General features: G+C 59.3%; 25 protein-coding genes. 11 read left to right on the forward strand and 14 right to left on the reverse strand.

Annotated features, from left to right (window positions below; all coding sequences use genetic code 11):
- Positions 1-12 precede the first annotated feature (12 nt).
- Positions 13-717 carry an HAD-IA family hydrolase gene (locus PY650_RS27775; protein ID WP_285882894.1) on the reverse strand — a complete coding sequence of 235 codons (705 nt, stop codon included), beginning with the start codon at positions 715-717 and terminating at the stop codon, positions 13-15.
- Between the two features lie 5 nt (positions 718-722).
- Positions 723-1,631 (reverse strand): sugar-binding transcriptional regulator, encoded by a 909-nt coding sequence (locus PY650_RS27780; RefSeq protein WP_285882895.1) that lies wholly within the window; start codon positions 1,629-1,631, stop codon positions 723-725.
- Positions 1,632-1,869: 238 nt separating this feature from the next.
- Here PY650_RS27780 and PY650_RS27785 point away from each other — a divergent pair, with 238 nt between their 5' ends.
- The 5 genes from PY650_RS27785 (at position 1,870) to PY650_RS27805 (ending at position 7,349) form a co-directional block, all read left to right on the forward strand.
- A complete protein-coding gene (locus PY650_RS27785) occupies positions 1,870-2,811 on the forward strand; it encodes a tagatose-bisphosphate aldolase (RefSeq protein ID WP_285882896.1) in 942 nt (313 codons plus the stop codon).
- The gene (locus PY650_RS27790) at positions 2,804-4,216 is read left to right on the forward strand and encodes an ROK family protein (protein WP_285882897.1); all 1,413 of its coding nucleotides are present in this window, start codon (positions 2,804-2,806) and stop codon (positions 4,214-4,216) included. The genes PY650_RS27785 and PY650_RS27790 overlap by 8 nt, the downstream gene beginning before the upstream one ends.
- Positions 4,217-4,444: 228 nt before the next feature.
- A complete protein-coding gene (locus PY650_RS27795; RefSeq protein ID WP_285882898.1) occupies positions 4,445-5,434 on the forward strand; it encodes a substrate-binding domain-containing protein in 990 nt (329 codons plus the stop codon).
- Between the two features lie 108 nt (positions 5,435-5,542).
- On the forward strand, positions 5,543-6,610 hold the full coding sequence (locus PY650_RS27800) for an ABC transporter permease subunit (RefSeq protein ID WP_285882899.1): 1,068 nt from the start codon (positions 5,543-5,545) through the stop codon (positions 6,608-6,610).
- The gene (locus tag PY650_RS27805; protein ID WP_285882900.1) at positions 6,603-7,349 is read left to right on the forward strand and encodes an ATP-binding cassette domain-containing protein; all 747 of its coding nucleotides are present in this window, start codon (positions 6,603-6,605) and stop codon (positions 7,347-7,349) included. The genes PY650_RS27800 and PY650_RS27805 overlap by 8 nt, the downstream gene beginning before the upstream one ends.
- A gap of 81 nt (positions 7,350-7,430) precedes the next feature.
- Here the strand turns inward: PY650_RS27805 and PY650_RS27810 are convergent, their stop codons facing one another.
- Entirely contained in the window at positions 7,431-8,519 is a 1,089-nt protein-coding gene (locus PY650_RS27810; RefSeq protein WP_285882901.1) for an alkene reductase, read from the reverse strand.
- Positions 8,520-8,620: 101 nt separating this feature from the next.
- Between PY650_RS27810 and PY650_RS27815 the strand changes: the two genes are divergently transcribed.
- Positions 8,621-9,496 carry a LysR family transcriptional regulator gene (locus PY650_RS27815; RefSeq protein WP_285882903.1) on the forward strand — a complete coding sequence of 292 codons (876 nt, stop codon included), beginning with the start codon at positions 8,621-8,623 and terminating at the stop codon, positions 9,494-9,496.
- A 103-nt stretch (positions 9,497-9,599) separates the two neighbouring features.
- On the opposite strand, the gene PY650_RS27820 is transcribed toward PY650_RS27815, so the two are convergent.
- The 5 genes from PY650_RS27820 to tnpA form a co-directional block, all read right to left on the reverse strand.
- The gene (locus PY650_RS27820; protein WP_285882904.1) at positions 9,600-10,853 is read right to left on the reverse strand and encodes a flavin monoamine oxidase family protein; all 1,254 of its coding nucleotides are present in this window, start codon (positions 10,851-10,853) and stop codon (positions 9,600-9,602) included.
- A gap of 130 nt (positions 10,854-10,983) precedes the next feature.
- Positions 10,984-12,096: an ABC transporter permease gene (locus tag PY650_RS27825; protein ID WP_285882905.1), complete on the reverse strand. Its 1,113-nt coding sequence runs from the start codon at positions 12,094-12,096 to the stop codon at positions 10,984-10,986.
- Between the two features lies 1 nt (position 12,097).
- A complete protein-coding gene (locus PY650_RS27830; protein WP_285882906.1) occupies positions 12,098-13,252 on the reverse strand; it encodes an ABC transporter permease in 1,155 nt (384 codons plus the stop codon).
- On the reverse strand, positions 13,249-14,991 hold the full coding sequence (locus tag PY650_RS27835; protein WP_285882907.1) for an ATP-binding cassette domain-containing protein: 1,743 nt from the start codon (positions 14,989-14,991) through the stop codon (positions 13,249-13,251). The genes PY650_RS27830 and PY650_RS27835 overlap by 4 nt, the downstream gene beginning before the upstream one ends.
- Positions 14,988-15,461 (reverse strand): IS200/IS605 family transposase, encoded by a 474-nt coding sequence (tnpA, locus tag PY650_RS27840; protein WP_285882908.1) that lies wholly within the window; start codon positions 15,459-15,461, stop codon positions 14,988-14,990. The genes PY650_RS27835 and tnpA overlap by 4 nt, the downstream gene beginning before the upstream one ends.
- Before the next feature lie 27 nt (positions 15,462-15,488).
- On the opposite strand from tnpA, the gene PY650_RS27845 reads away from it, so the two are divergent.
- Positions 15,489-16,742 carry an RNA-guided endonuclease InsQ/TnpB family protein gene (locus PY650_RS27845; protein WP_285882909.1) on the forward strand — a complete coding sequence of 418 codons (1,254 nt, stop codon included), beginning with the start codon at positions 15,489-15,491 and terminating at the stop codon, positions 16,740-16,742.
- Here the strand turns inward: PY650_RS27845 and hlyD are convergent.
- Positions 16,739-17,755 (reverse strand): secretion protein HlyD, encoded by a 1,017-nt coding sequence (gene hlyD, locus PY650_RS27850; RefSeq protein ID WP_285882910.1) that lies wholly within the window; start codon positions 17,753-17,755, stop codon positions 16,739-16,741. The two genes, PY650_RS27845 and hlyD, sit on opposite strands and share 4 nt — an antisense overlap.
- Complete coding sequence (locus tag PY650_RS27855; protein WP_285882911.1) at positions 17,752-18,453, reverse strand: CerR family C-terminal domain-containing protein; 702 nt, start codon at positions 18,451-18,453, stop codon at positions 17,752-17,754. The genes hlyD and PY650_RS27855 overlap by 4 nt, the downstream gene beginning before the upstream one ends.
- A gap of 356 nt (positions 18,454-18,809) precedes the next feature.
- Between PY650_RS27855 and PY650_RS27860 the strand changes: the two genes are divergently transcribed.
- A complete protein-coding gene (locus tag PY650_RS27860) occupies positions 18,810-19,031 on the forward strand; it encodes a hypothetical protein (RefSeq protein WP_285882912.1) in 222 nt (73 codons plus the stop codon).
- Positions 19,032-19,268: 237 nt separating this feature from the next.
- Here the strand turns inward: PY650_RS27860 and PY650_RS27865 are convergent, their stop codons facing one another.
- Positions 19,269-19,640, reverse strand: coding sequence for a COG4315 family predicted lipoprotein (locus PY650_RS27865; protein WP_285882913.1), 372 nt, complete (start codon positions 19,638-19,640; stop codon positions 19,269-19,271).
- 56 nt (positions 19,641-19,696) lie between these two features.
- The gene (locus tag PY650_RS27870) at positions 19,697-20,035 is read right to left on the reverse strand and encodes a MocE family 2Fe-2S type ferredoxin (protein ID WP_285882914.1); all 339 of its coding nucleotides are present in this window, start codon (positions 20,033-20,035) and stop codon (positions 19,697-19,699) included.
- Positions 20,036-20,241: 206 nt separating this feature from the next.
- On the opposite strand from PY650_RS27870, the gene PY650_RS27875 reads away from it, so the two are divergent.
- Complete coding sequence (locus PY650_RS27875) at positions 20,242-21,279, forward strand: LacI family DNA-binding transcriptional regulator (protein ID WP_285882915.1); 1,038 nt, start codon at positions 20,242-20,244, stop codon at positions 21,277-21,279.
- A 113-nt stretch (positions 21,280-21,392) separates the two neighbouring features.
- Here PY650_RS27875 and PY650_RS27880 read toward each other — a convergent pair whose 3' ends face one another.
- Entirely contained in the window at positions 21,393-22,427 is a 1,035-nt protein-coding gene (locus PY650_RS27880; protein WP_285882916.1) for a sterol desaturase family protein, read from the reverse strand.
- 232 nt (positions 22,428-22,659) lie between these two features.
- On the reverse strand, positions 22,660-23,589 hold the full coding sequence (locus PY650_RS27885) for a sugar ABC transporter substrate-binding protein (RefSeq protein WP_285882920.1): 930 nt from the start codon (positions 23,587-23,589) through the stop codon (positions 22,660-22,662).
- A 229-nt stretch (positions 23,590-23,818) separates the two neighbouring features.
- Between PY650_RS27885 and PY650_RS27890 the strand changes: the two genes are divergently transcribed.
- Positions 23,819-24,652 (forward strand): sugar phosphate isomerase/epimerase family protein, encoded by an 834-nt coding sequence (locus PY650_RS27890; RefSeq protein ID WP_285882917.1) that lies wholly within the window; start codon positions 23,819-23,821, stop codon positions 24,650-24,652.
- Positions 24,653-24,693: 41 nt separating this feature from the next.
- The coding region (locus tag PY650_RS27895) for an alcohol dehydrogenase catalytic domain-containing protein (protein ID WP_285882919.1) at positions 24,694-25,374 on the forward strand (681 nt) is incomplete at its 3' end.

Raw genomic sequence — 25,374 nt, forward strand, 5'->3', positions numbered from 1 at the left:
CACGGAGCGAACCTAACGCCGCCTCTCCGAGATCCGAAGGGATCCGGCGTGCGTGATATCTGCGACGAGATCATCGTAATTTACAACGCTCGGATGCGGTGTTTGCAGCAAGCTCCGATGGGTCGCGCTGATCACCATCACCGCAGCACCAGCCGCCTCAGCGGCTTCTATCCCTGCAGGAGCATCCTCGAAGACAAGGCATTCCTCTATAGGCTGGGCTAATGTCTCGGCGGCCAATAAAAAGCAGTCCGGCGCCGGTTTGCCGTTCTGAACATCCTCGCCGGCAATCAGGAGCGGCGGCCAGGGAAGGCCTGCGGCTTTGAGGCGGACAACCGCCAAGTCTCGCGGCGCCGATGTTACGATCGCCCAACGATCCCTGGGTAAAGCCTCCAGGAAACGGCTGGCTCCTGCGATTGGCTCGATGCCTACCACGTCGGCGATTTCGGCCAATGTCAGAAGCCTCATTTCTTCGACCGGATCGACTTGAGGCAGGCCAAGCCGCGAGATTGTTTCGACTGCCTTTCTTCCGTGAACCGTTGCCAGCAAACCCGCGGCATCGACATTGTGCCGCAAAGCCCATGCCGTCCAAACCCGCTCGGCCACTGCGATGGAATTCAAGACCGTACCATCCATGTCGAACAGGAAGGCGCCGAAGGATCGCTCGGGGTAGAAATTAACGCGTAACCGATCGAAACCGTCTGACAGTGAGGTATTCAAGATGTTTACTCGCTCTTGTGGGCGGCGGATAAGCGATTGAGAATGGCCTGCGCTGTGTTGGCGTCCGTCACAAGCGCATTGATCATGCCCGATCGGGCAGCACCAATGATGCCGGCCGCCTTGGCCGGCGTTGCGGCAACCGCGATGCACAGGGGCACCTGCCGCAATTGCTGCGGTGAGGCGGCAATCATGCGCTCCTCACCATCCCAATGAAGAATTTCGCCGGCCTCCGTTATGTAGTGGCGCAGAACGTCGCCCGCGGCATGGCTTAGAGCTTTCTCTCCCGGAAGCGCTGCTGTCGCTTCGGACGGATTTGCCGCATGTCTTAAACCTACACCGACGATCGCGGCATCCAGCTTGTCCCAGAGCGACGTCACCTGCTGGACCGTGGGGTCGGCGAGGAAAGCGTCGCGCAGTTCCGATGATGAAATGTAGGGGGCGTGCAGGAAATGTGGAATTCCACCCATTTGTTCTGCTGCCAGGCGCACGAATTCGTTGATTTGGAAATGCGCCGCTGCCTGCTGCATTCCGCCGTTAAGAGCAGTGGTCACGATGCCGGGCAACCGCGGCAAGCCCGCAAGCGTAACTTCCCGGACAGCACGTCCCCAGCCGATGCCAAGTGTCGAACCCGATCGCAGGCCCGCTTGTTGCAGCATGGAGCCGACCGGCGGAGCAAGCGCGGCAAGGACATTGGACGACGGCGTGTCGATCACAGCGGCCGTACGCAATTTCAGGCCGTCAAGGAGCGCCGCACTCAAATCTTCCGACGGGGAGAGATCAATCACCTCAATCCGAACGATCCCGGCCGAGCGAGCTTTTTGGAGCAATCGCGAAACCGTAGCCGTTGATAATCCGAGCTTTTTTGCGATGTCGACCTGCGACATGTCGGACTGATAATGCAGCTTTGCAACCATATGCAGCAACGCACGGTTTGTTGCAGCCTCTTGCGACTGAGACGGATTCAGGTTGAAATTCCTTTCTGCAATGTGTTACACATGCGGCACATGAAGGAGTTATCGCTCAAAACAGCCGATTTCGCAACGATTATGCGGGGCATGAGGGATCTCTAGGTTCATTGGCCATCCCTTGCGAATCCTGGGAGCGGGATGGGCTTTCAGCGTCTTGTTTCGAGCGCCCTAAAGGGAGGATTAGATGTCCAGATTGACGACAGCCGAAATGCGAGGGTACCAGCAGATTTGCGGTAATGACGGCGCCATGATGGTGATCGCCTGCGATCAACGTGGTGGCATGCGCAGTCTGCTTGCAAATGATCCGCAAGCGCAAGCAGCCATCTCCGACAAGACCCTCGGCGACACGAAGGCCGACATCGCCAGGTTTCTTGCAAGCAAGGCATCCTGTGTGCTGGTCGATCCGATCTGTGCCGTTCCGGCTTTGGTCGACGACCGCATCATCGAACGCGATACAGCACTGCTGATTGGCCTCGATGCGTCGGGATGGGATACGTCGCCTGAAGGATATCGCCTTTCAAAGCTGGTTCCTGGCATCTCGGCCCGCAGCGTCCGCCAACTCGGCGCCACTGGCGGTAAGATCATGGTCTATCTCCGCTCGGACCGGGAAGAAGCCAACACGCACAACATCAATATCCTGCGTCAGTGCATCGACGATTTCGCACGCGAGGACCTGCTGCTTGTTGTCGAGTTTCTGACCTACAGGTTTAATGACGAAGACGAGGCCGAGTATAAATCGAAACTGCCGTCGCTGGTCGTCGGAGGAAGCAGGATTTGCCTGGATAGCGGCGCCAAGGTGCTAAAGATTCCCTATCCTGGAACCGCCGAAGCCTGCGCGGAAGTCACGAGACTTGCAGGGGACGTGCCGTGGGCAGTGTTGTCGGCCGGCGTCGACCACTCGACGTTTCTGAAACAAGTTGAAGATGCCATGCGAAATGGGGCTTCCGGCGTCATCGCAGGACGCTCATTATGGAAAGACTGCATTTCGCTCGACCGTTCCGTCACGAGGGATAGATTGCAGTCGGTGGCGGTACCGCGGCTTCGCGAAATTCAAGCGGTGATATCAGCCCACTTTAAAGGCGTTAAGTCCGAGGGTATCGACCAGGGACAGAAAGCAGATGCCTGAAATAGCCATTGGCGTAGATATTGGCGGCACGAACATCCGGGCCGCCCTCGTCTCCAGTCGAGGCGAGCTTCTCAGAAAGCTGTCGGAGCAAACTCCGACGGATCCCTTGCAGGTTGTCGAGCGTGTCAAGGCAATGGTGACACAACTCGACGTGACTGGAGTTGCCGTGATTGGAGTTGGCATCCCCGGCCGCGTCGACATCGCAAATCGCGCGGTTTTATCCGGCGGCATTGTGAACCTGGCCGGGATCGATTTCGCCGATCGGCTGGAGACTGGTCTCGGCAAGAAGATCGTCCTCGAAAACGACTGCAGCATGGCGCTCATGGCCGAAATGAGCATCGGTGCCGCCAGGGGCTACCAGAGCGTCGCGATGCTGACGATAGGAACGGGCATTGGCGGCGCGGTTGCCAATAATGGCAGGATTTATCACGGCCATATGGCGGCCGGGCAGCTCGGCCATATTTCCGTCCTTGAGGATGGCCCGCTTTGTGCGTGTGGGAGACGTGGCTGCGTGGAAACCTTCAGCTCGGGAACGGCATTGCGTCGGCACATCAAGGCAGCCGGTCTCCCGGCCATGTCCGTTTGCGAGGTGTTTGAAATGGCCTCCAGCGGAAATGCGGCGGCCAGGGCGGTGTTGCATGCCTGGGCGTCCCCTCTGCGTATGGCGCTCGATAACATTGCAGCAACGATGGATCCGGAAATCATCATATTGGGAGGCGGCCTCGGCTCAGACGCCGCGCGCGCCCTTGGCGATCTTCCGGCGATGGCACCGTGGTTTCGGCCAACGATAGTGCCGGCGATACTCGGCGATGACGCCGGGGTGATTGGGGCGGGCCTATCGACCTTCTCGGATGCCGACACCTCTGCCGAAAAACGCGTCGTGCTCGTTAACGGCGTGCCGGCGTCGGGGAAAAGCCGCCTGGCAAAAATGTTGTCGCAAAGGACCGGATGGCCTGTCCTTTCGCTTGATGGCATCAAGAACCCGTTTCTGGAGCACATCGGCGGCGTGGACCGGGATTTCAATCGGACCTTGGGGAAAGCAAGCTATCAAGCGATCTGGTCGTTTATTCGTGAGGCGCCGGCCGGATCTACATTCATCGTCGACGCATGGTTTGGGTTTCAGCCAAAAGCCGTGCTCGACACCTATCTCAAAGACGCCGGCGTCGATCGCGTCGCGGAGCTTTGGTGCAAGGTCCCCGGCGTCGTGGCGGGGGAACGGTATGCCAGCCGTCTGAAGAACAGGCTGCCAGGCCATCCGGGGGCCGAATATGTTCCAGAACTGGTGGCGCTCGCCGATCGGGCAGAACCGATGGGATGTGGTGCGGTGATGACAGTCGATCAGACAAAGGAACCAGACATGGCGGATGTGACAGGCTGGATTTCAAAAGTGTTTGAGCGGGCATGAAAGTGGCCGCCTTCCGGCGGCCGACAAAGCACGACGTGATTTCAAACGGCCGCGCAGCACTCCATTGGCGTGCAGGGCGCGGAGCGTTGTCGTTTGCGCTAATTGGCGAGTTATTTCAAATAGATATAGGAAATTCGTTACAGAAAAAAATTACTTGACGGCCCGCTATAAGCCGCTGATTATCCGTTCTGCCGGACAGGGGAGGTTCGGCTTCAAGAGGAGGAAACTATGGAGCGTCGCTCATTTCTAAAGGCCACCGCTGTGGCAACGCTTGCCACTGGCGTGTCGGCTGTTGCCGGAAGCGTCAAGGCACAAGACAAGAAATTCACCATTGCCTTGATTCCAGGCCTGACCACGGACGCCTTCTACATCACCATGCGCAAGGGTGCCGAAGCGGCTGCCAAGGCCGTGGGTGCCGAGCTTGTGTTCCAAGGGGCACCTGACTTCAATCCGGTCACGCAGGTTCCGGTTCTCGACGCCATCATTGCGAAGAAGCCTGATGCGATCCTGATCGCGCCGACCGACAAGGATCAGCTTATCCAGCCGCTGAAGAAGGCTGCCGATGCAGGCATTCCGGTCATCACCGTCGATACGTTCATCGGCACCGGTGTCTACCAAACGGGCAAGGGAGATGCTGATTTCCCGCTTTCCTACATCGCCTCGGACAACCTCCTCGGAGGAGCGATCGCCGCCCGTGCGCTTGCAAAGGCCATCGGCGAAAAGGGCAAGGTTTACGTTTCCAACGTGAAGCCCGGCATCTCGACGACGGACCAGCGCGAGCAGGGTTTCAAGGACGAGATGAAGAAATATCCGAACATCACCGTTCTTGAAACACAGTACAATGACGACGACGCAAACAAGGCGGCATCCCAGATGCAGGCAGTCTATGCCCGCAATTCGGATCTCGATGGCGTTTTCGGTGCCAATCTGTTTTCGGCTCTCGGCGCTGCGAACGGCGTGCAGCAGGCAGGTCAGACGGGCAAGATCCGCGTCGTCGCCTTCGATGCGCCGACAACGATCGTCGACAACATCAATTCCGGTCTTGTCGATCTCGCGATTGCCCAGCATCCGGCCGAGATCGGCTACTTCGGCGTCATGGCAGCCTATGCCCATCTGACCGGCAATTCTATTCCGACTTCAATCGGCACGGGCTTCACGGTCATCGACAAGTCGAATGTCACCGACAAGAACGTCGCGAAATTCATCTACTCCGATTGATCGGAGGGAGTCTGGCGCCCCGCTCGGTGAGCGAGGCGCATCTTTGACCACAGTAGAGAGAATGAGCGTGGCGACGTCTGTCGTCCTCGCTCGAGTTCGGGTTGATACATGACAATCGACAATATCGAGGCCCCGAAAACGGACCAGCAACATGTGGCGCCACAGGCAGACCATGGCGATCAGGCAAAGACCATCGTCAACCGCATCGCGCAACTGCGTGCGTGGCTCTTCCTTGCCGCACTGATCGTGATTTTCGAAATCTGGGCGCGCATCGATTTCGGCGGCACCTTCATCGGCTCATCGTTCAACTGGCAATCGGTTGCGGTTTTTGCCGTGGCGCCGCTGCTGCTTGCCATCGGCCAGACCTTCGTCATCATCTCGGGCGGCATCGACCTTTCGACGGGCTTCATCATGGGTTTCGCGGCGGTCATTGCCGCGCACGTCACCAATATAGCCGGTCTCTATATGCCACTGCCGGTGGCGATGCTTCTCGGAATTGTCGTTGCAATGCTTGCGGCCACCTTGCCCGGTCTCATCAACGGCCTGCTGATTTCCCGTCTGAAGGTTCCGCCCTTCATCGGCACGCTCGGCATGTTCGGCGTCGCTCGCGGTACTGCATTTCTTCTCGCCGGCGGCACGACCGTGCCTGTCAAGAATTCCTATTTCGCCGAGCTTGGCAACGGCCGCTTTTACGGCGTGCCTTATCTCGTCATCGTCACCATCGTCTTTGTCATCGTCATGCATTACCTGCTGAGCCAAACACGCTTTGGCCAGCATAATTATGCGATCGGCGCCAACGCACAGGCCGCACGCCGGGCCGGCATCGATATCAGAACCCACCTGCTGAGGCTCTACATACTTTCGGCGGTCTGCGCGGGCCTTGGTGGCGCGCTCTATGCCGCCCGCTTCACGGCCGGTGCCGCCCAGGCCGGTGAACCGCTGCTGCTCGATAGCGTGGCCGCGGTCGTCATCGGCGGTGCCAGCCTGTTTGGCGGTTCGGGCACGATCATCGGCACCATCGCCGGCGCTCTGGTCATCGCCGTCATTCAGTACGGTCTGGTTTTCATGAATGTCGAGCCGTTCTGGCAGTTCATCGCCGTCGGTATCGTCATCATCATTTCGGTACTCATAGATCAGGCGCAGCGCCGGTTCAGCGGAGCAAAACAGGATGAATAGCGATATACCCCTCCTCGAAGTCCGGAATCTGTCGCGGTATTTCGGTGCTGTTCGCGCGCTCGACAATTGCTCCATGATCGTCCACCCCGGCGAGGTTGTCGCCTTGGCAGGAGACAACGGCGCGGGCAAGACGACGATGATCAAGGCGATCTCGGGCGTTTATCCTCCGACGGCGGGCGAAATCCTCATCGAAGGACAGCCTGTCACCTTCTCCTCGCCCCAGGACGCGCGGGAAAAGGGGATAGAGACGATCTACCAGGATCTTGCCCTGGCGGACAATCTGACGATCGGCGCCAATATCTTCCTTGGCCGCGAACCGATGAAGAAGCTCTTCGGCTTTCTGCCGGTCCTCGACCGGAAGGCGATGGCAGAAGCGGCCCGCGAAACGATGGCGCGCCTTGACTTCCACGTGAAAAGGCTCGACGCGCCGGTCAGCAACTTTTCCGGCGGCCAACGTCAAGCGGTGGCCATCGGGCGCGCAGTCTATTGGAACGCCAGGATCCTGATCATGGATGAGCCGACGGCAGCTCTCGGCGTGCCGGAACAGCGCAAGGTGGTGGCGTTGATCAAGTCGCTCAAGGCGCAAGGTCGTGGTGTGATCTTCATCTCCCACAATCTCCAGGACATTTTCGCGGTGTCCGACCGCATCATCGTCCTTCGCCGCGGCATCGTTGCCGGAGAGCGCAAGATCAGCGAAACGACACACGAGGAAATCGTCAAGCTGATGATCGGCGGCTAAACGCGCCGTCGCATAGGGCCCATTTTGTTCCGGACGCCGGCGGGACGAGCGGCGATGCCAGTCGTCCCGCGTGACGTTACGTCATTGCGCCGCTTCCGTTACGCCCGTAGCGTCGGGCTGTGTCGGATAGTCCGTGTAGCCCTTCGCAGTGCCGCCGAAGAACGTACTCCGATCGGCCTCGTTCATCGGGGCATCTGCCTTGAGGCGGTCGATGAAATCCGGGTTTGCGAGGATCATTTGGCCGTAGGCCTCCAGATCGGCGAGGCCCGACGCTATATCGCTGCCGATTTCTTCGCGTCCGCGACCGGGCCTGTTTACAATGAGTGCCTGGTGCCACCGCTTGCGAATGTCGGCCAGCAGCGCTTCGTTGCCGGTGTGCATGACATGGACATAGGCCAGACCCAGCTTGTCCAATTCCCCGACGAGATAACGGTAGAGATCGGGACCTTCTGCACCCTCGTCAATGCCGCCAATGGTGGTGCCGGGCGAAAGGCGTATGGCGGTGCGGTCCGCACCGATTTCTTCGGCGACCGCGCTCGCCACCTCGATAGCGAAGCGCGCGCGGTTCTCAATCGAGCCGCCATATTCGTCCGTCCGGAGATTGGCGCTGGGCGCGAAGAACTGCTGAACGAGATAGCCGTTTGCCCCGTGGATTTCGACGCCGTCTGCTCTGGCCTCGATTGCGCGGCGCGCTGCGAAGCGGAAGTCCTGGACGGTCTGGCGGACCTCCTCGGTGGTCAGCGCGCGAGGCGTTGGGATATCCTTCATGCCCGTGGCGGTGAACATCGGAGCGCCTGGCGCGATGGCGGAGGGCGCAACACCCTGGCGGTGATGCGCCGTGTTGTCGGGGTGAGACATGCGTCCAGCATGCATCAGTTGGATGTAGATGCGCCCACCCATGGTGTGGACGGCGGAGGTGACCGCTTTCCAGCCCGCAACATGAGCGTCCGTGTAAATCCCCGGCGTCGTGAGGTAACCCTGCCCATCATCGGACGGTTGCGTGCCTTCGGTAACGATAAGGCCGACGGCAGCGCGCTGCGAATAGTAGTCGGCGGCCAGTTCGCCCGGCGATCCGTCCTGCTCGGCTCGCGAGCGGGTCATAGGTGCCATGACAAGGCGGTTTGAAAGCTGGGCTTGACCGAGACGTATAGGACTGAAGATGTCGCTCATTTCGAAAATCCTTCTGTGTGTCAGTGGAAACATAATCTTGTCCATCCGATGGGATAACCTGACGCCAATGGAAATAATTATTCCACTGATGGAGCAATCAATTGGACTATCTGAACGACATGGCTCTGTTCGTAGAAGTGGTGAAGACCCGCAGCTTCCGCCGCGCGGCCGATGCGCTCGACATGCCAAACTCGACATTGTCGCGGCGGATCAGTCTGCTCGAAGAGAAAATTGGATTGCGGCTCCTGCACCGGACGACCCGCAAGATCGAACTGACGGAAGCAGGGCAGCTCTACTATGAGCGATGCAAGCGCATCGTAGAGGAGGCCCGGCTCGCGCATCAAGAACTGGGCGATATGGTTGCCCAGCCGAGTGGCGTGCTGCGGGTGTCGCTTCCGGTGGATTTCGCGACGACCTACCTCGCTCCGTTGCTTCCGGAATTCGTTGCGCTCTATCCAGGCATTCGCTTCGACCTAGATTTGACACCCCGCAACGTCGATCTCGTGGCGGAGCCGTTCGATCTAGCCATCCGGATGGGGGCGCCGGAGACATCCAACCTCATTGTGCGTGTCATCGCGCGCGTGTCCCCGAGGCTATACGCGTCGCGCAACTATATCGAGGCAAACGGAGACCCTGTTCACCCTTCGGAACTTGAGGGGCATGAGTGTCTTACGATGAGCAACATGCCCGTCTGGAAAATGTATGCGGACACGAAGACCTTCGAAGCCAAGGCGGCAAGTCGTTTTAGGGTCAACAGCGTCGCCATGATACGGCGGCTGGCGGGGTTTGGCATGGGCATCGCCTTTCTTCCCGAGCGGGTCGTCGCAGAGGAGGTGGCTAGTGGACAATTGCGAAACATTCTTCCGGATTGGCAGGGATCACCAAGCTCGGTGTATGCGGTGACTGAGACGCGCTTGCTTCCCGCGAAGACACAGAGGTTTATCGAGTTCCTGCGTGAGAAGCTGAAAGAGAACTAAACCGCTAAACACCCGAGAAACTTTCAGCCAGGCGCCGCAACTGGCGATCACTGCGCCAGGGGGCGCCAAGATGCGGCCACGGCGAAGAGTCGGGGAGACGCCGTCAGGCCCGCGACTGCGAGCTCGGGACAACGACGCTGATCACTTCCTCGGCAGCGCGGACGCCGCTCTCATAGCCACCATGCGCAGTCGAAAAGTCGGTGGTGTGCGTTGCTTCGCCTGCAAAGAACAGCCGGTCGTCGAGCGGCCGGGCCAAAGCAACTCGCGCGTCCGCCTGGCCTGGCAAAGCGTGGCTGTAGCCACCGCCGATCGATGGTGTACGCGCCCAGTCGGATGCAACGAGTGGTCGTAAGCAGTCGCGTACGGAAGAGCCGAAGAGCGATGCAAGTTGCCCTATCGCTCGGTCGAATGCCGCACGGTGTCCTTCGGCGGCGGCGATCCGTGCGCCGGCTCCTCCCAGAAAGCATTCGATCAGTAGTGATCCGAAGGGGCGAATATAGTAGGTGCCGGTCGTCGGATCACGGGGATCGCCGAGAAGGTGGCTCTCAGGGGCGAAGGGGCTGTCACCGACAATCTCTAGAAACAGCTTTTCGTTATTGCCAAGCGGCAGGCGGGCTGCCGCGTCGCGCCAAGGGTCGAGCGCCGATGGTAGGGAGATAGCGCCGCCGGCAAGAACATTTGTCGAGACCGTGAGAATGACTGCGCGGGCTCGTACGGCGCCGCCAGCGGTCTGGAGCACGACGTGGCGCTCGTCGAGCGTCAGAGCTTCCACGGGAGTGGCGAGATGCAGCTCGACACCGGCCGGCAGGCTTGCCGCAATCAGGGCACCGTAACCCGTGGGTACGCGCCAGTTGCAATCGGTGGACGCTTCGTCATAGGCCGAATAATCCTTCACCGAGATGCGCTCAAGCTCATCGCCGCTGATATAGCCGCTCAAGGCCTGCAGATAGGCTGTCCAAGACCCGCCGGGATCCAGCGCGTCCGACGCCCTGTCGCTGGCAGGCTGGGCCGTCGCAACGCGGTGGCTCCATCGCGCGAAGGCACGCCGCGCCTCCTCCCGCTCTGCTTTGGCAAACCCAAGGCTGCGATATTGTTCGCCCCAGGCGGTCAAGCCACGGTCGACCTTGAATCCCGATTCTTCAGCGATGCGTGTCCATGGGTTGCGATCGGCGGAATGCAGCCAGCCGCAGCCGAGATCGACAGGCCCCGCCGATGTCTTGCACGTCCAGGCGCGGCCCCCAAGGCGCGGCAGGGCATCGAAGATCGATATGGAAAGCCCGGTTTGGGCAAGGCGCCTTGCGGCGCCGATGCCGGCTGCGCCGGCGCCAATGATTGCGATGTCTGGTTCTGAATTCATTGCGCGACTAGGACTCGATGTGGTCACGCATCATGCGTTAATCTTGGCATGCTGCGCAAGCGAGGCAGCCTCATATTGGCGCCCACGATAGATCACCGTGCGATGATGCATCACAGTCCCGTCGCTCGGGCTACTCAAGCCGGCGGCGGAACAGCCATGATGCGGTGCCGAGGGTTACCGCCGCGATCACTAAGAGCGGCCATGTCTGATTGAGGACCTCGGCAGGCGGAACGTCCTTGAGAAAGACGCCTTTGACGATCACCAGGAAATAGCGCAGCGGATCGACGACGGTCAGCGGCTGCAACCAGCTCGGCATATTCTCGATCGGCGTAGCGAAGCCTGAAAGCAGCATCGCGGGGACCAGAAAAAGGAAGGCTCCGAGGATTGCCTGCTGCTGCGTTGCCGAGAGCGCCGAAATGAAGAGGCCGAGACCGGCGACGGCAGCGAGATAGAAGAGCGAACTGCCGTAGAGCAGGAGCAGCGAGCCTCGCAGCGGCACGCCGAAGATGAAGATCGCCGCGAGAATATAGATCGTCATGTGAAAGAGGCCGATCATCATCGGCGGGATGAACTTGCCGATCAGGATTTCGTGGGTGCGCAAAGGCGACACCATGAGCTGGTCGAATGTGCCGAGTTCGCGCTCGCGCGCAATGGAAAGCGCGGTGACGATGAGGCCGATGAGCAGGGCAATGCTGGCAATCAGGTTCGGCACCATGAACCATTGAAAGATTAGGTTGGGATTGAACCAGTTGCGCGCCACGACGACGACGGATTTGGCGGCGGCGCGCGTGCCCGCCGGTGTTTCGGCGGCAAGGCTTGCCACAATCTGGTTGAGATAGCCGGCGACGATCTGCGAGGCGTTCGACCGTCGGCCGTCGAGAATGATCTGCAGGTTGGCTGGCCTGCCTGCCTCGATATTGCGCGAGAAATCCGGGCCGACAACGACGGCGGCGGTGACGCGCTGCCGGTCGACCGCATCGCGCATTTCTGTAAGATTTTGCACCGGCGAGATGCTTCGGAACGTCGGGGCGCCTTCGATGCGCTGGACGAGTTCTTGTCCCCAGTGGCCGCTGTCGCGGTTCAGTAACGCAATATCGACGTTGCGCACCTCCAGGGTTGCAGCATAGGAAAAGACCAAAAGCTGCACGATCGGTGGCCCGATCAAGATCAGGCGGCTCTTCGGATCGCGCAGCACCGCCAGCAGTTCCTTGATGATGAGCGCCTTTAGCCTCGACCACCACATCTTACCCGATCCTCTTTTTTGTGCTGCGCGCGGCAAGCAGGAAGAAGATGCAGCCGATGGCAAACATGATGGCGATCGCCTGCAGGAACATCGGCCAGATGTCACCGGCAAGAAAAACCGTTTGCAGACTGGGAATGAAATACCGAGCCGGCACGATAAAGGTGATCCAGCGGATGACAGTCGGCATTGAGTTGATTTCAAAAAGAAAACCCGAAAGCAGGAAGGCCGGCAGGAATGCCGAAATCAAAGCAAGCTGCGAAGCGAGAAACTGGTTCTTGGTCGCGGCCGAGATCAACAGACCCTGGCCCAGCGCCGGCATCAGGAAAACCGCTGATAAGGCGTAAAGCGCCAGGACCGAGCCGCGGAACGGAACGCCGAAGAGGAAGACGGCGAGCAGGACGCAGAGCGTCATCGAGGTCAGGCCAAGCACGAAATAGGGAAGCAGCTTGCCGGCAAGCAGTTCTGCCGCCGTCACCGGTGTCGCCATCATCGCCTCCATGGTGCCGCGTTCCCATTCGCGCGCGACCACCAGCGATGTCAGCAACGTCCCGACCAGCGTCATGACAATCGCAATCGAGCCCGGCACGAGGAAGGAACGGCTGGTAAGTTCTGGGTTAAACCAGAAGCGTTGCTCGACGGTGATGGCCGGATCGCCTCCCATCATTTCCGCTTGTCGCTGTCGCTGCCAGTTGGTGACCGCGCCTTGGGCATAGTTCTGAACGAAATTGGCGGTGTTGGGGTCGGAGCCGTCGACGATGACCTGAAGCTGCGGGCGATTGCCCGCCATATAGTTCGCCGTAAAGTTAGCCGGTATGACGATGATGCCGCGGACACGGGAAAGGACGAGATCCCCTTCGAACTGCCGGCGGTCGCGGCCGCTCACGACCGAAAAATAGCGCGATGCACTGAAGCTGGCGGCGAGGTCAGCGGTGAGCGGCGTCGTTTCCTCCATGACCAAGCCGACGCGCGTCAATTGGGTATCGAGCGAAACGCCATAGCCGAACAGGAACAGCAGGATTATCGGAAGCACGAAGGCGATCAGGATGCTGCTCGGATCACGCATGATCTGGAAGCTCTCCTTGCGCACCAACGCAACGAAGCGGCGGGCGCGCTCGCGCCGCAAGGAAGCGGTGGCAGAGGGGGAAGGGGACGTCATGCAGCCATCCTCTTCTCCGATGCCTGGATGAGGGCGACGAAAGCATCTTCCATCGTCGGATCGGGGTTTTCCGCATTGGCGACCCCGGCCTTCAATTCGTCAGGCGAGCCTAGCGCGATCGAGCGCCCTCGGTAAATCAGGGATATGCGATCGCAGTATTCGGCCTCGTCCATAAAATGTGTGGTGACGAGGACCGTGACGCCCTTTTCGACGAGCCCATTGATATGGGTCCAGAATTCTCGCCGTGTGATCGGATCCACACCGGACGTCGGCTCGTCGAGGAAGAGTACCTCCGGCTCGTGCATCACCGCACAGGCAAGCGCCAGCCTCTGCTTTACGCCGAGCGGAAGATCCTTCGCCGACATGGATAGCCGAGACCGAAAATCGAAGATCGACGTCATCAGGTCGACCCGCTCTCGCTTGTGAGCACCGCGCAGGCCGTAGACGCCTGCGAAAAATTGCAGGTTCTGGGAAACGCTGAGATCGCCGTAGAGCGAGAATTTCTGAGCCATGTAGCCAAGACGATTGCGTGCCTCGGCGGTGTCGCGACGTAGATCGAAACCCGCAATGCGACCTTCGCCGTTCGTAGGCTTCAGCAGGCCGCAGAGCATCTTGAACGTCGTGGACTTGCCGGCCCCGTTAGGGCCGAGCAGTCCAAAGATCTGTCCGCGCGGGATGTCGAAGGTAATGTTGTCGGCCGCCGTGAAATCGCCGAAGCGCTTGGTCAAAGCACGCGCCTCGATCACCGGTTTCTCGCCTTCGACGGTAAAGCTGCGCTGCGTCTCTGCCAGTTGCGAGCGTCCGCCCGGTCCTCCGCCCAGCATGTCGATGAATGCGTCCTCGAAACGTGGCTCGGCAACCGTCACTTCGGCATTGCCGGCTGCCGAAAACCGGCTTTGCCTGTCCTTGACCGTGACCAGTCTTATTGCCTCTCCTTGAATGACACCGTCGACCACGCCGTCTTCACCGAGAAGTTTCGTAAGTATCTGGCGAGGCCTGCCGGTAATGCCGCTGACCCGATAGACGCGGCCGGCTACTCGCGCGGTCAGATCCTTCGGCTCGCCGGCAAAGAGTAGCTTGCCGTCGCTCAGCAGGAAGACACGGTCGCAGGCCTCGGCTTCTTCGAGATAGGCAGTCGACCAGACCACGCCGATGCCTTCCTCCGTCAAGTTTTCCACCATCTTCCAGAGATCGCGCCGCGAAATGGGATCGACACCGACACCAGGCTCGTCAAGCAGCAGCAATCTCGGCTTCTTGAGAAGTGCGCAAGCAAGGCCGAGCTTCTGCTTCATGCCGCCGGAGAGCTTGCCGGCAAGGCGGCTGGTGAAACGCTTGAGGTCGGTAAAGGTAAGCAGCTCGTCGAAGGCGGCCGCTCTTTCATGCCCGGGTAGCCCGCGCAGATCAGCATAGAGATCGAGATTTTCCTGAACCGACAGATCCTCATAGAGCCCGAAGCGCTGCGGCATGTAGCCGATCCCCGCTTGAATCGCGGCGGCATTCTTGCGCGTGTCGAAGCCGAGAACCTCCACGGTTCCGCTCTCCGGCAACATCAGCCCCGTCAGCAAGCGGATAAGCGTCGTCTTGCCGGCGCCATCTGGGCCGACGAGGCCGGTTATCTCGCCGCCACGCACCGCGCCGGTGATGGCGTCAAGCGCAGGCTTTGTTGCGTCGAACCGCTTTGTGACCCCTTCGAGCCGGACAAGATCGCCGCTAATGCCTCTGTCGAGCACGTCGATCATCGAACACCTCGCGAGAAACCCCGTCCTTCAGGGCGGTGCGGCAGGCGAGGGCGACCGGAGGTCGCTTGCCTCTGGGATTTGACGTATTCAGCGATGAGGGTCAGGGAAGCGCCGCCGCACGAAGCGACGAAGTAGGAAGGCGACCACAGAACGCCGTCCTTGTATCGACCCCGCACCTCTGGTCGCCATTGACGCAAGAGCCGGCTCGACACGCCTTTCAGGCTGTTGACCAGCTTCGACAGCGCCATCTTAGGCGGGTAGTGAACAAGCAGGTGGACGTGATCGTCTTGCCCGTTGCACTCGATCAGTTCGGCCTCAAAATCCTTGCAGACCTTGGCAAAGATGCGCGACAGATCGTGGATGGCGAGTTCGCAAAGGGCGTTGCGGCGATATTTGGTGACAAAGACCAAATGAGCATGAAGGGCACAGACGACATGCCGTCCTTTGCGAATATCTGCATTTTCGTCCATATTGTTCCTCGTTAGACCAACGGCTAGATGAGCAGGATGATCCTTCGTGGTTTTCGATACAAGCTGGCGCCGACGCCAGAGCAGGAAGCCCTGTTCCGGCAGTTTTCCGGCGTGTGCCGCCTGGTCTACAACCTGGCGCTGGAGCAGCGGCGGGACTGGTGGCGACAGTACGAGGCCAATGCGGCAAGCCGCCTGAATTACATCGCGCAGGCGCGGGAACTGACGATGCTCAGAGCCGGGTACGACTGGATCGCCGCCGTCTCGCAGACCTGCCAGCAGCAGGCATTGCGCGATCTCGACAAAGCCTTCGCCAATTTCTTCTCCGGCCGCGCCCGCTATCCGTCGCCGCGCAGAAAGGGCGTCAACGACAGCTTCCGCTTCCAGGGACGCGAGGTCGAGACGAAGCGCCTCAATGGCAAATGGTCCGCCGTGCGCCTGCCGAAGATCGGCTGGGTGAGGTTTTGCGACACTCGGCCGAGGCGCGGCACGATCAAAAACGTCACCGTAGCGCTCGATGCGCTCGGCTGGCATGTATCCTTTGCCTGCGAGATCGAGCATGTCGCCCCGGCCAATAGCTGCCCTTGCGTCGGCATCGACCGAGGCGTGGTGAACACGCTGACGCTTTCGACCGGCGAAACCCTGTCGCTGCCGTCTTGCCTCGACGCCATCGACCGGCGCAAACGCGGCGCGCAGCGGACGCTGGCTCGAAAGAAGCGAGGCTCGGCCCGACACGCCAAAGCGTTGCGGCGGGTCGCCCGTCTCTCCGCCCGCGCGGCACGCATCCGCCGCGACTGGCAGCACAAGACTGCGTTGAATATCGCCCGTTGCTTCGGCGTGGTCGCGTTGGAAGACCTGAGCATCAGGACCATGACGGCTTCCGCGCGCGGCACGATTGACGAGCCGGGGCGCCACGTTCGGCAGAAGGCCGGATTGAACAGGAGCATTCTCAGCCAGGGCTGGGGCGCATTTGAAACCATCCTCGCCTACAAGCTTGAAGAGCGCGGCGGGACGCTCGTCACCGTCGATCCCGCCTACACCTCGCAGACCTGTTCGGACTGCGCAACCGTGGACAAGCAAAGCCGCGAAAGCCAAGCGGCCTTTGCCTGTACTGGATGCGGTTTCTGCGCCCATGCCGATCACAACGCTGCGATCAACATATTGCGCCGGAACACGGCGTCTACGATCGTCGAGGAAGGGCATAAGCTCTCCGTTGAAGCGATAACTGGAAGGGGGTATCCGCCCCCGGAAAATCCCCCGGCTTCAGCCGGTGGAGGATGTTAATTTTCCGCCGCCTGTAATGCCGCCGGGAAGTGGAGCGTCACCGGCATGCCCTGGCGCAGATCGGGCCCGGGCTTGTCGATGGTGACTCGCAGCCGATAGACGAGATCCGTCCGCAATTCGGGCGTCTCCACGGATTTTGGCGTGAATTCTGCAACGGGCGAAATGAAGCCGATCGTGCCGTCATAAGCTTCGTCCGGCTTGGTGTCCGATGTCACCTTGACCTTCATGCCCGGATGGATCCGGCCGAGATCCGGCTCGGCGATATAGGCGCGCACCCAGACAGGCTCGGTCAACGACAGCACAAAGACCGGATCGGCCGGCGCCACGATCGATCCCGGCTCACGCACGCGCGAGAGGATTACACCGTCATTTGGGGCACGCAGCTCAGTATCGCCAAGCGAAGTGCGTGCCGTCGCGAGTGTCGCCTGGGCAGCCTTGAGCTGCGCTTGCGCCGCGGCGATATCTTCGGCGCGGCTGCCTTCTTCCAGCAACCGCAGCGCCTGATTGGCCGAATCCGCGCGCGCAGACGCCATGGCCCGCGTCGCCGACGCTTGTTCCAGACTGGCTTCGGAAATGTTGCCCTGTGGCCGCAACTGTTTGGCGCGATCATAGGCCAGATTGGCGTTTTGCAAATCGGCAAGCTGTTCTTCATAGAAGGCGCGCGCCTGCGCGATTTCCGTCTGGCGCGCCCCTGCCTTGAGCTTGTCGAGCGTGGCGCTCAGTGCTGCGACGTTGGCCTCGGCCGAGCGGACAGCATAGTCATAGGGCTCCGCGTCAAGCCGGGCGAGCACCGTGCCGCTTTTGACGACGTCGCCTTCGTCGACAAGAACCTCGCTGAGCTTGCCGTTGACGCGAAAGGCAAGCGAGACCTGGCGGATGTCGACGTTGCCGTAGAGCACGAGTTCGTGTTGCTGCTGCCATTTCCAGCCGAGTTTTGCCGGTGCGTCAGACCACCAGGCGGCTGCGCCGGCGGCAATGATGGTGACAACAGCAATCGGAATGATCCGGTTCACAATTTTTCTCCTCTCGCCGGCCCGAGGGCGGCGACAAGCCTGCGCGCATGCTGCTGCAACCTGACGATTTCCCTCTCGCCGATCGCATCCCATTCCATTTGAGCGAGGACTGCGGCATTGGCCATTCTGAAAACCATCAGGCTGCCGACGAAAGACAGGCAACGCAGGCGTACGTTTTCCGATGCTGGATCATCAGCAATAATCGCCCCGATGAGACGCCGCCCGAGGCCAATCATCGGTCCCATGATGCCCGAATAGACCCGCTCGAAGGCCGCAGTCGGCTCCATCTGTTCGCGAATGATAAAGCGCGCCCAGGCCTCGGATTTCTTGCTGACGAAAAGGACGACCATTGTTTCGACGATCTCGGTCAAGAAAAGCCGAGCCTGCGCTTCGTCGAGCGGCGTACCCGTTGCATCGAGCGTTGCGATCTGGTCGGCGATTCGCGCCCGCATGCCACTGACATACCGCCCGATCATGTCGGCGAGATATTCGGCGGTGGCGATGTAAAGCCCTTCCTTGCTGCCGAAATAATAGGTGATTGCCTGAAGGTTCACACCGGCCGCGTTTGCAATCTTGCGTGTCGAGGCGCCATCGAAGCCGTATCTTCCGAAAACGTCGAGGGCATTTTCGAGCAATTTTTCCCTCGTCATGTCGCTGCGCGCGGCCTCGGGCTTTGGATCACTATTTCTCTGTCTCATGCCCCTTAGAATGAACCTATTTTTGGATAAGTCAATCGATTGACTGAATTGCGCCTCGCAGGCTCGGGTGCGCGATGAGCAGCGATCCCGCTCACGCCCTGTGATGGCTCTGATCGGGCTCGATGCCGGGGTTGACGATGACGGCGGCTGCGGATTTGTCGATGTTATGAGCAGGGCGCGACAGGCGGAAAATTCCGATCTGCAATTGCAGAAATGGACGCTGCGGCAAATTTCAGGATGCGCGTCTAACGACACGTCGCGCGTAACCTTTTAGAAAAGAAGCATAATAGCGGTGCTGGCAAGACAGACCGAGTGCAAGCGAAAATGCAATGAATCAACCTTTAGGGGACGTATCAATGGAACCTACCCGCCCGACAATTCAAATCAGCGCCCCTCAGCATGCCGCGAACAACCCATATCGCGTTGTCGAGCGCGAAGAGGTCCTTGCTGAGGCATTTCGAGAATTCGTGCTCACGGCTGTTGCCGCAGGTTGGAAGGAAACCGAGGTCGCTTTGACCTTGGCCGATATCGCAGATGAATATGTGATGGCTCTCGCTCGAAGAGTTGCGGCGAATTAGTATTGAGTATCCGTCTGCGTTCGTTTGGGGCGAGCGCGACATGGCTGCCAACAACTCTTCATCGGGCCCCGGCAAGCCGCTTTGAAACCAAGCGGCTTGCCGGTGGCATTGATGATATGCCGAAGTGGGGCCCCTATCGCCCCAAAGTGCCTTAGGCCTGTCTCGTCCTAAATCGACGATCCAGGGCTGTCGTCTCAGATAAGTGCACGCAACAAACGCTGCATGTGCACTTCAAATTCACTTGGCCACATGCCAGACGCCGCCAACGCCGTCGCCAGTCATGTCACCGGCTTTTTTGTCCCCGGAATATGTGTAGAGCGGCTTGCCGCTATAGGCCCACATGTCCTTGCCGTCGGCGGCTTTGACAAGCGACCACTCACCTTCTGCCTTGGCTTTGGCATCGGCATGGAAGGCCGGCCACTTCTTCAAGCAAGCCGCATCGCAGTTTGATTTGCCTTTGCCATCCTTGTCGAACACGTAGAGGGTCATGCCCTTATCCGTGGCCAAAACCTTCCCCATTTTCGTATCGACCATCTTGGCGGGCTCGGCAGCAAAAACCGAAAGAGCGGTAACAGCCAAAAAGCCGATCGAGACTAGCAGCGTTTTCATCATTCTCTCCCATTCGGGCGTGTCGGCGGAATGCCGGTGATACCCGATACAAATTATCAAACGCCCAAGCGCGAAGCCGGTTCCCCGAGCCCGATCATAATGCGGTCGCCGTCAATCTTGATCGGATATGTGTTGAGATTGACGCACACAGGCGCGCCGCGGGCCTCGCCGGTTTTATAGCTGAACCGTCCGTTATGTTTCGGGCATTCGATGATGTCATCCATGACCAGTCCGTCGGAAAGATGAACCCTCTCGTGGGTGCAAAGCCCGTCCGTCGCAAAATATTGGTCCTCGGGGCTTCGATAGATAGCAAAGGTTCGACCTTCGTGGTCGAACCGAACGACGTTCTCCTGTTCAATGTCGTGAGCTCCACACGCGTCGATCCATGTCGTCATTGTCTTCTCCTGGCTATGGCTTTCCGGTGGCTCGCAGCCACCCCTTAAGATTTCGCTCTGCAGGAGAGGAGCAGGTTCTCACCAGGGAGCTTGTCCTGTGGAGCGATCGCACTCACTTTTCTCCTCCCAGAGCAGGACCGACCATGCGGGATGTGGCCCTTCACATTCCAGTTCGATTATGATCATTTTTCCTCAGGAGGAGCGGAATGAAGAAAACCCGTTTGGTCGACATCGCGCAGGCGGCAGGCGTTGGCCTTGCCACTGTCGAACGCGTTCTCAATGAACGCGGAAGCGTAAAGCCCAAGACAGCAGAGAAGGTGGTGCTTGCTGCAAAGAGGCTGGGATACAAGGGCCTAATTCCAAACCTCTATCGCGGGACTATTCGCATCGAAGTGATCATGGTGAGACCCGAGACGCCGTTCTTTGCAAAGCTCAACCGAGCCTTTGAACGCATCGCTGCATCGCTCGACAGCTCGATAACCCTGCACCGGACCTTCGTCGACGAGAATGATGCCGAGAAGTTCGCGGCCTATGTGGCCAATACCACCATTCGCCGCCACGGCCTGATCGTGGTCGCGGTCGATCATCCCAAAATCAGGGAGAGCTTACGCCAAGCCCGTGCTGCCGGGATCGAGGTCGTCCAAATCGTTTCTTACACGGCGGGAAAGGATAATGTTTTCGTCGGCATTGATAACTATGCGGCCGGGAGAACGGCCGGCTTTTACATGTCCAGGATGCTTGCGCATACGGCTGGAAGCATCGTGGCCGTCTGTCATAGCTGGGCCTATCAGATTCACAAGGAACGTATTCGCGGCTTCTCCGACTACCTTGCCGCCCATCACAATCCGGATCATCGGTTTTCAGAGGTCATATTTGGCCTCGACGAAGACGTCAGGTCTGCCGAGATGCTGACGGAAACGCTACGCCGGGAGGAAGGCGTCGTCGGAATTTATAATGCAGGGGGCGCAAATCTTGGCGTAGGATCGGCGCTGCAGCGCCACCGGGAAAGAAAGCGCAGTGAACTCGTCTGGATCGCACATGAGCTGAATGATGAAACGCGGAGCTTCATTTCGTCCGGCTTGATGACCCTGGTTCTCGACCAAGCGCCTGAAACGCAAGCCCGTCGCGCGCTGGATACCGTGCTTCACAGAATGGGTATCATCGACGTTCCCGTTAGTCAGGATCCGGTTCCATTCCTGACCTACACGGGCGAGAACATCGGACAATTTTCCGCGCCGGCCTGATCGAGAAAAGGCCGGAGCCTGCAATGGAGGGACAACAGGCTCCGGCAGTCTCGCCGCTTATTGCCTGCCGGCTAGCGGCGCGGGGAGATTGGTCTGGAATAACGGCTGGCGCTTTAGCCCGAGGCCTGAGAACGCCGTGCCCGCTTTTCGGCGTAATTTTTCGCCCGCTCCATGAAGCGCTTGTTCATGCGGTCCTCTGCCTCCCTTGAGCCGTCGTGGAAGGTCCCGAACCACTTGTCGAGCGGAATGACGCCATCGGCATAATTGCACTCGAAAAATTTGTGGTGAAGGTAATGATCATAGGCGTGAGTATCGATGGCGCTGTCTTCTCCGATCACGATCTTGTCGAAGCCGACATGCCCCGGTGCCGGCGCAAGGGCCAGATGCGTCAGATGGAAGACAGCGTGGATCGGATTGGACGGCACGATCCAATGGATGAGCACGCTGGAAAAATACAATAGATGCTCGACGGGATGCATTGCCAATCCTGACCACGGACCGGGGTTCACGTTATTGTGGTGCAGCTTGTGAACCCTGTGGTAGAGCGGCGGCCAGTGGATGAGGCGGTGGACCAGGTAGAAGTGCAGATCACGAAACGCCGGGATTAGCAGCATGATGACGGCGCAATAGATAGGGTGCTGACGGAAATCGAGATAGGGAATGATCCCGTTTGCAAATGCCGAAAGCGTCAGTACCTCGAATGCCGTCCACAGGGGCACGGCGCTTGCGAATGTCCAGATCACATTGTCGACGGTCTGATTGCCGAACAGGAACGCGGAATTGTTCGTCGACGGCCATTTGCCATTGTATTTGAAGCTCGTGCCCTGTTGCTTCTGCACATAGAGACGCAAATGGAACAGCCCGAAGAATAGAAATACGAGGATGGCGTTGCGCAGAAGAAGATATGCGACCCAGCCTGGCGCCAGGGTCTTCATCGTTTCCATCGATGGTGTCGCATAAAGCCATAGCAGCGTTGCGATGGCCGCATAGAGGACGTTCCACGGCAGCAGATAGCCGGGATAGCCAAAGAACCATTTGAGGAAGGCGATGGGCTTTGCGGGCCAGATGAAGACCGGAGGATATTTGAGCAGCTTGGTGGGCTTCCAGTCTCCGCGTTCATCGCGCGATCCGTAGAGCGTGTCGTCCATGGTGTCCTCTCCCAATTGGCGGAAATTATGCAACCAGTCTCAACGACACCGCCTGGCAACGACAGCATAGTTTTGATGAAAATTACTCACGGCCAAGAAATTCGCGGCAAGGAAAACGAGGTACATGTTCCGAGCCGATAGAAGCGGGCGTGCAGGACAATGTGAAAAAGGGGAGGCCGACGATGCCTCCCCCATTTCCCACGCTCGACCGATGCGCCCGGCGCGCAGAACCTTAATTGAGATGCTCGAACTGGCTCATGTTCTCGTTCGTCACCAGTTTGAACGGAATCCAAACTTCCTTGCCGATCGGCTCGCCCTTGATCGCCTTCTCGGCGGTATCGACGGCACCGCGCCCTTGTGCCTTCGCATCCTGGAACACGGTAATCTTGAGGTCACCCGCCTTCATCGCCTGAAGCGCGTCGGGCGTGGCGTCGATGCCCGCCACAAGCGTCTTGTTGGTTGAGCCGCCGGCATTCTTGATTGCAGCGATCGCCCCGAGGGCCATTTCGTCGTTGTTGGCGATGACGGCATCGATCTTCAAGCCTGCGGTCAGCCAATTCGAGACGAGATCAGCGCCATCAACGCGACTCCAGTTTCCGACCTGCTCGCGCGCGACCTTGATACCACCGCATTCCTTGGACTTCAGCACGTCATGCACGTCCTTTGTTCTTTGGCGCGCCGCCTGGCTGGAAAGATCGCCGATCATGATAACGACGTCACCCTTCCCGCCGAGCACGCGACAGACCTCCTTGGTCTGAAGCGTTCCGGATTCGGTCTCGTTCGATCCCACAAAAGCCTGCTTCTTGCCAAGCGTAGACAGATCGGTCGGCTGGATGTTGACATAGATCAGCGGGATGCCTGCCTGTTCGGCAATCTTGCTCATTGCTGGAGTGCCGTCCGAATCCACCGGATCGACGATGATGGCCGATACGCCACCTGCTGCGAAGTTTCGCACTTGATCGACCTGTTTGTTGACGTCATTGGAAGCGTCCTCCACCTGCAGCTCCAAGCCTCTGGTCTTGGCGTAGTCCTGCATGCCATTGGCGATCAGGGTCTGGAAATTGGTCGTCAGGTATCCCATCGAAACGCCGATGCGACCGGCGGCATGGGCTTGTGATGACAACACCAATGCCAAAGCACTTGCGCTCAGTAATTTCTGCATGTTCTCCTCCCAGGAACAGCGGCTCATGTGACCGCCTCCAGAAAGTTATCGACTGAGCCCATTGGCGTCTGAGAGTTTTTTGATGAAAAACCATCATGCCGACGGCTCCAGACACCGGAATACCTCCGTTTTGCAATGAAACACCGTGATGATCAAAACGCCTCAACGGACCGTCTGGCCAAGGTTTCGAATTCGTGATTTGTGAAAGCCACAGGTAGGGGGAGGCACCATGCAGAGCATGCTTATATTCCAGTCGCTCTGGGCCATGGAGCGGCGCAGCGCTAAATATCCGGAGCTCACTCTGGAAGAGAATATCGAAAAGATCGCGGCGGCTGGCTTTGATGGCATCAGCACTCATTGGTATGATCGCAGTGTCGTGCGTCGTGTTGCAGGGTTGCTCAAAGAGCACGGTCTGCAGGCGGAAGGTCAATGCTTTCCGAAGAGCGTAGACGATCTGAAGCCGGTTCTCGAGATCGCCGCCGAATACAACGTTCACCACATCTGCCTTCAGCCGGATGTGCGGTTGCGGCGGCTCAAGGATTGCATCCCATTGCTCGAAGGCTGGCAAAGGCTGGCGGAAGAAGCAGGTATTGACGTCTTAATCGAGACGCATCGAGACCGGATGACCACCGATCTCTTCTTTACGCTCGATCTGCTCGACCGGCTTCCGGATTTGAAGCTGTTGGGCGATATCTCGCATTTTCTTGTCGGACGGGAATTCGCCTGGCCGGTATCCGACGAAAACCACGCTCTAATCCACCGGATCCTCGATAGCTCATGGGCCTTCCATGGCCGGGTCGCTTCGCGCGAACAGGTTCAGATCGAAATCTCCTTTCCGCATCATCGGCCTTGGGTCGATCTCTTTCTCGGCTGGTGGGAATATGGTTTCGGCAGCTGGCGCAAGCGCGCCGGCGCAGACGATAGTCTCGCATTTACCTGCGAGCTCGGACCGAAGCCCTATGCGATAACGGGACGCGATGGGGAAGACTCCACGGACCGGTGGGAGGAATCCCTGCTCTTGATCCGAGAGGCCCGCGACGTGTGGGAAAGAACCGCTGACTGACGCCTCGAACCAACTCGAAACCAATATTGGGAGGAATGTCCATGGATGTACGCGCCGCCGTTGCCGTTGCCGCTGGAAAACCGCTGGAAGTCATGACTGTTAAGCTCGATGGCCCGAGGGCCGGCGAGGTGCTGGTCGAGGTCAAGGCGACGGGCATCTGCCACACCGACGATTTCACGCTCTCGGGCGCCGATCCGGAAGGGTTGTTTCCGGCGATCCTCGGCCATGAGGGTGCCGGCATCGTCGTCGATGTCGGCCCGGGTGTGACCTCGGTCAAGAAGGGCGATCACGTCATTCCGCTTTATACGCCCGAATGCCGCGAGTGCCCGTCGTGCCTTTCCCGCAAGACCAATCTGTGCACGGCGATCCGCTCGACCCAGGGCCAGGGGCTGATGCCGGACGGCACCTCGCGCTTTTCGATCGGCAAGGACAAGATCCATCACTATATGGGCTGCTCGACCTTCGCCAATTTCACCGTGCTGCCGGAGATCGCCGTTGCCAAGGTCAATCCGGACGCCCCCTTCGACAAGATCTGCTATATCGGCTGCGGTGTCACGACCGGCATCGGCGCGGTTATCAACACCGCCAAGGTGGAGATGGGGGCTACCGCGATCGTCTTCGGCCTCGGCGGCATCGGTTTGAACGTCATCCAGGGCTTGAAGCTTGCCGGCGCCGACATGATCATCGGCGTCGATCTCAACAACGACAAGAAGGCCTGGGGC

It is taken from the genome of Martinezella calliandrae, assembly GCF_030272695.1.
In the GTDB taxonomy this organism is placed as follows: Bacteria; Pseudomonadota; Alphaproteobacteria; order Rhizobiales; family Rhizobiaceae; genus Rhizobium; species Rhizobium calliandrae.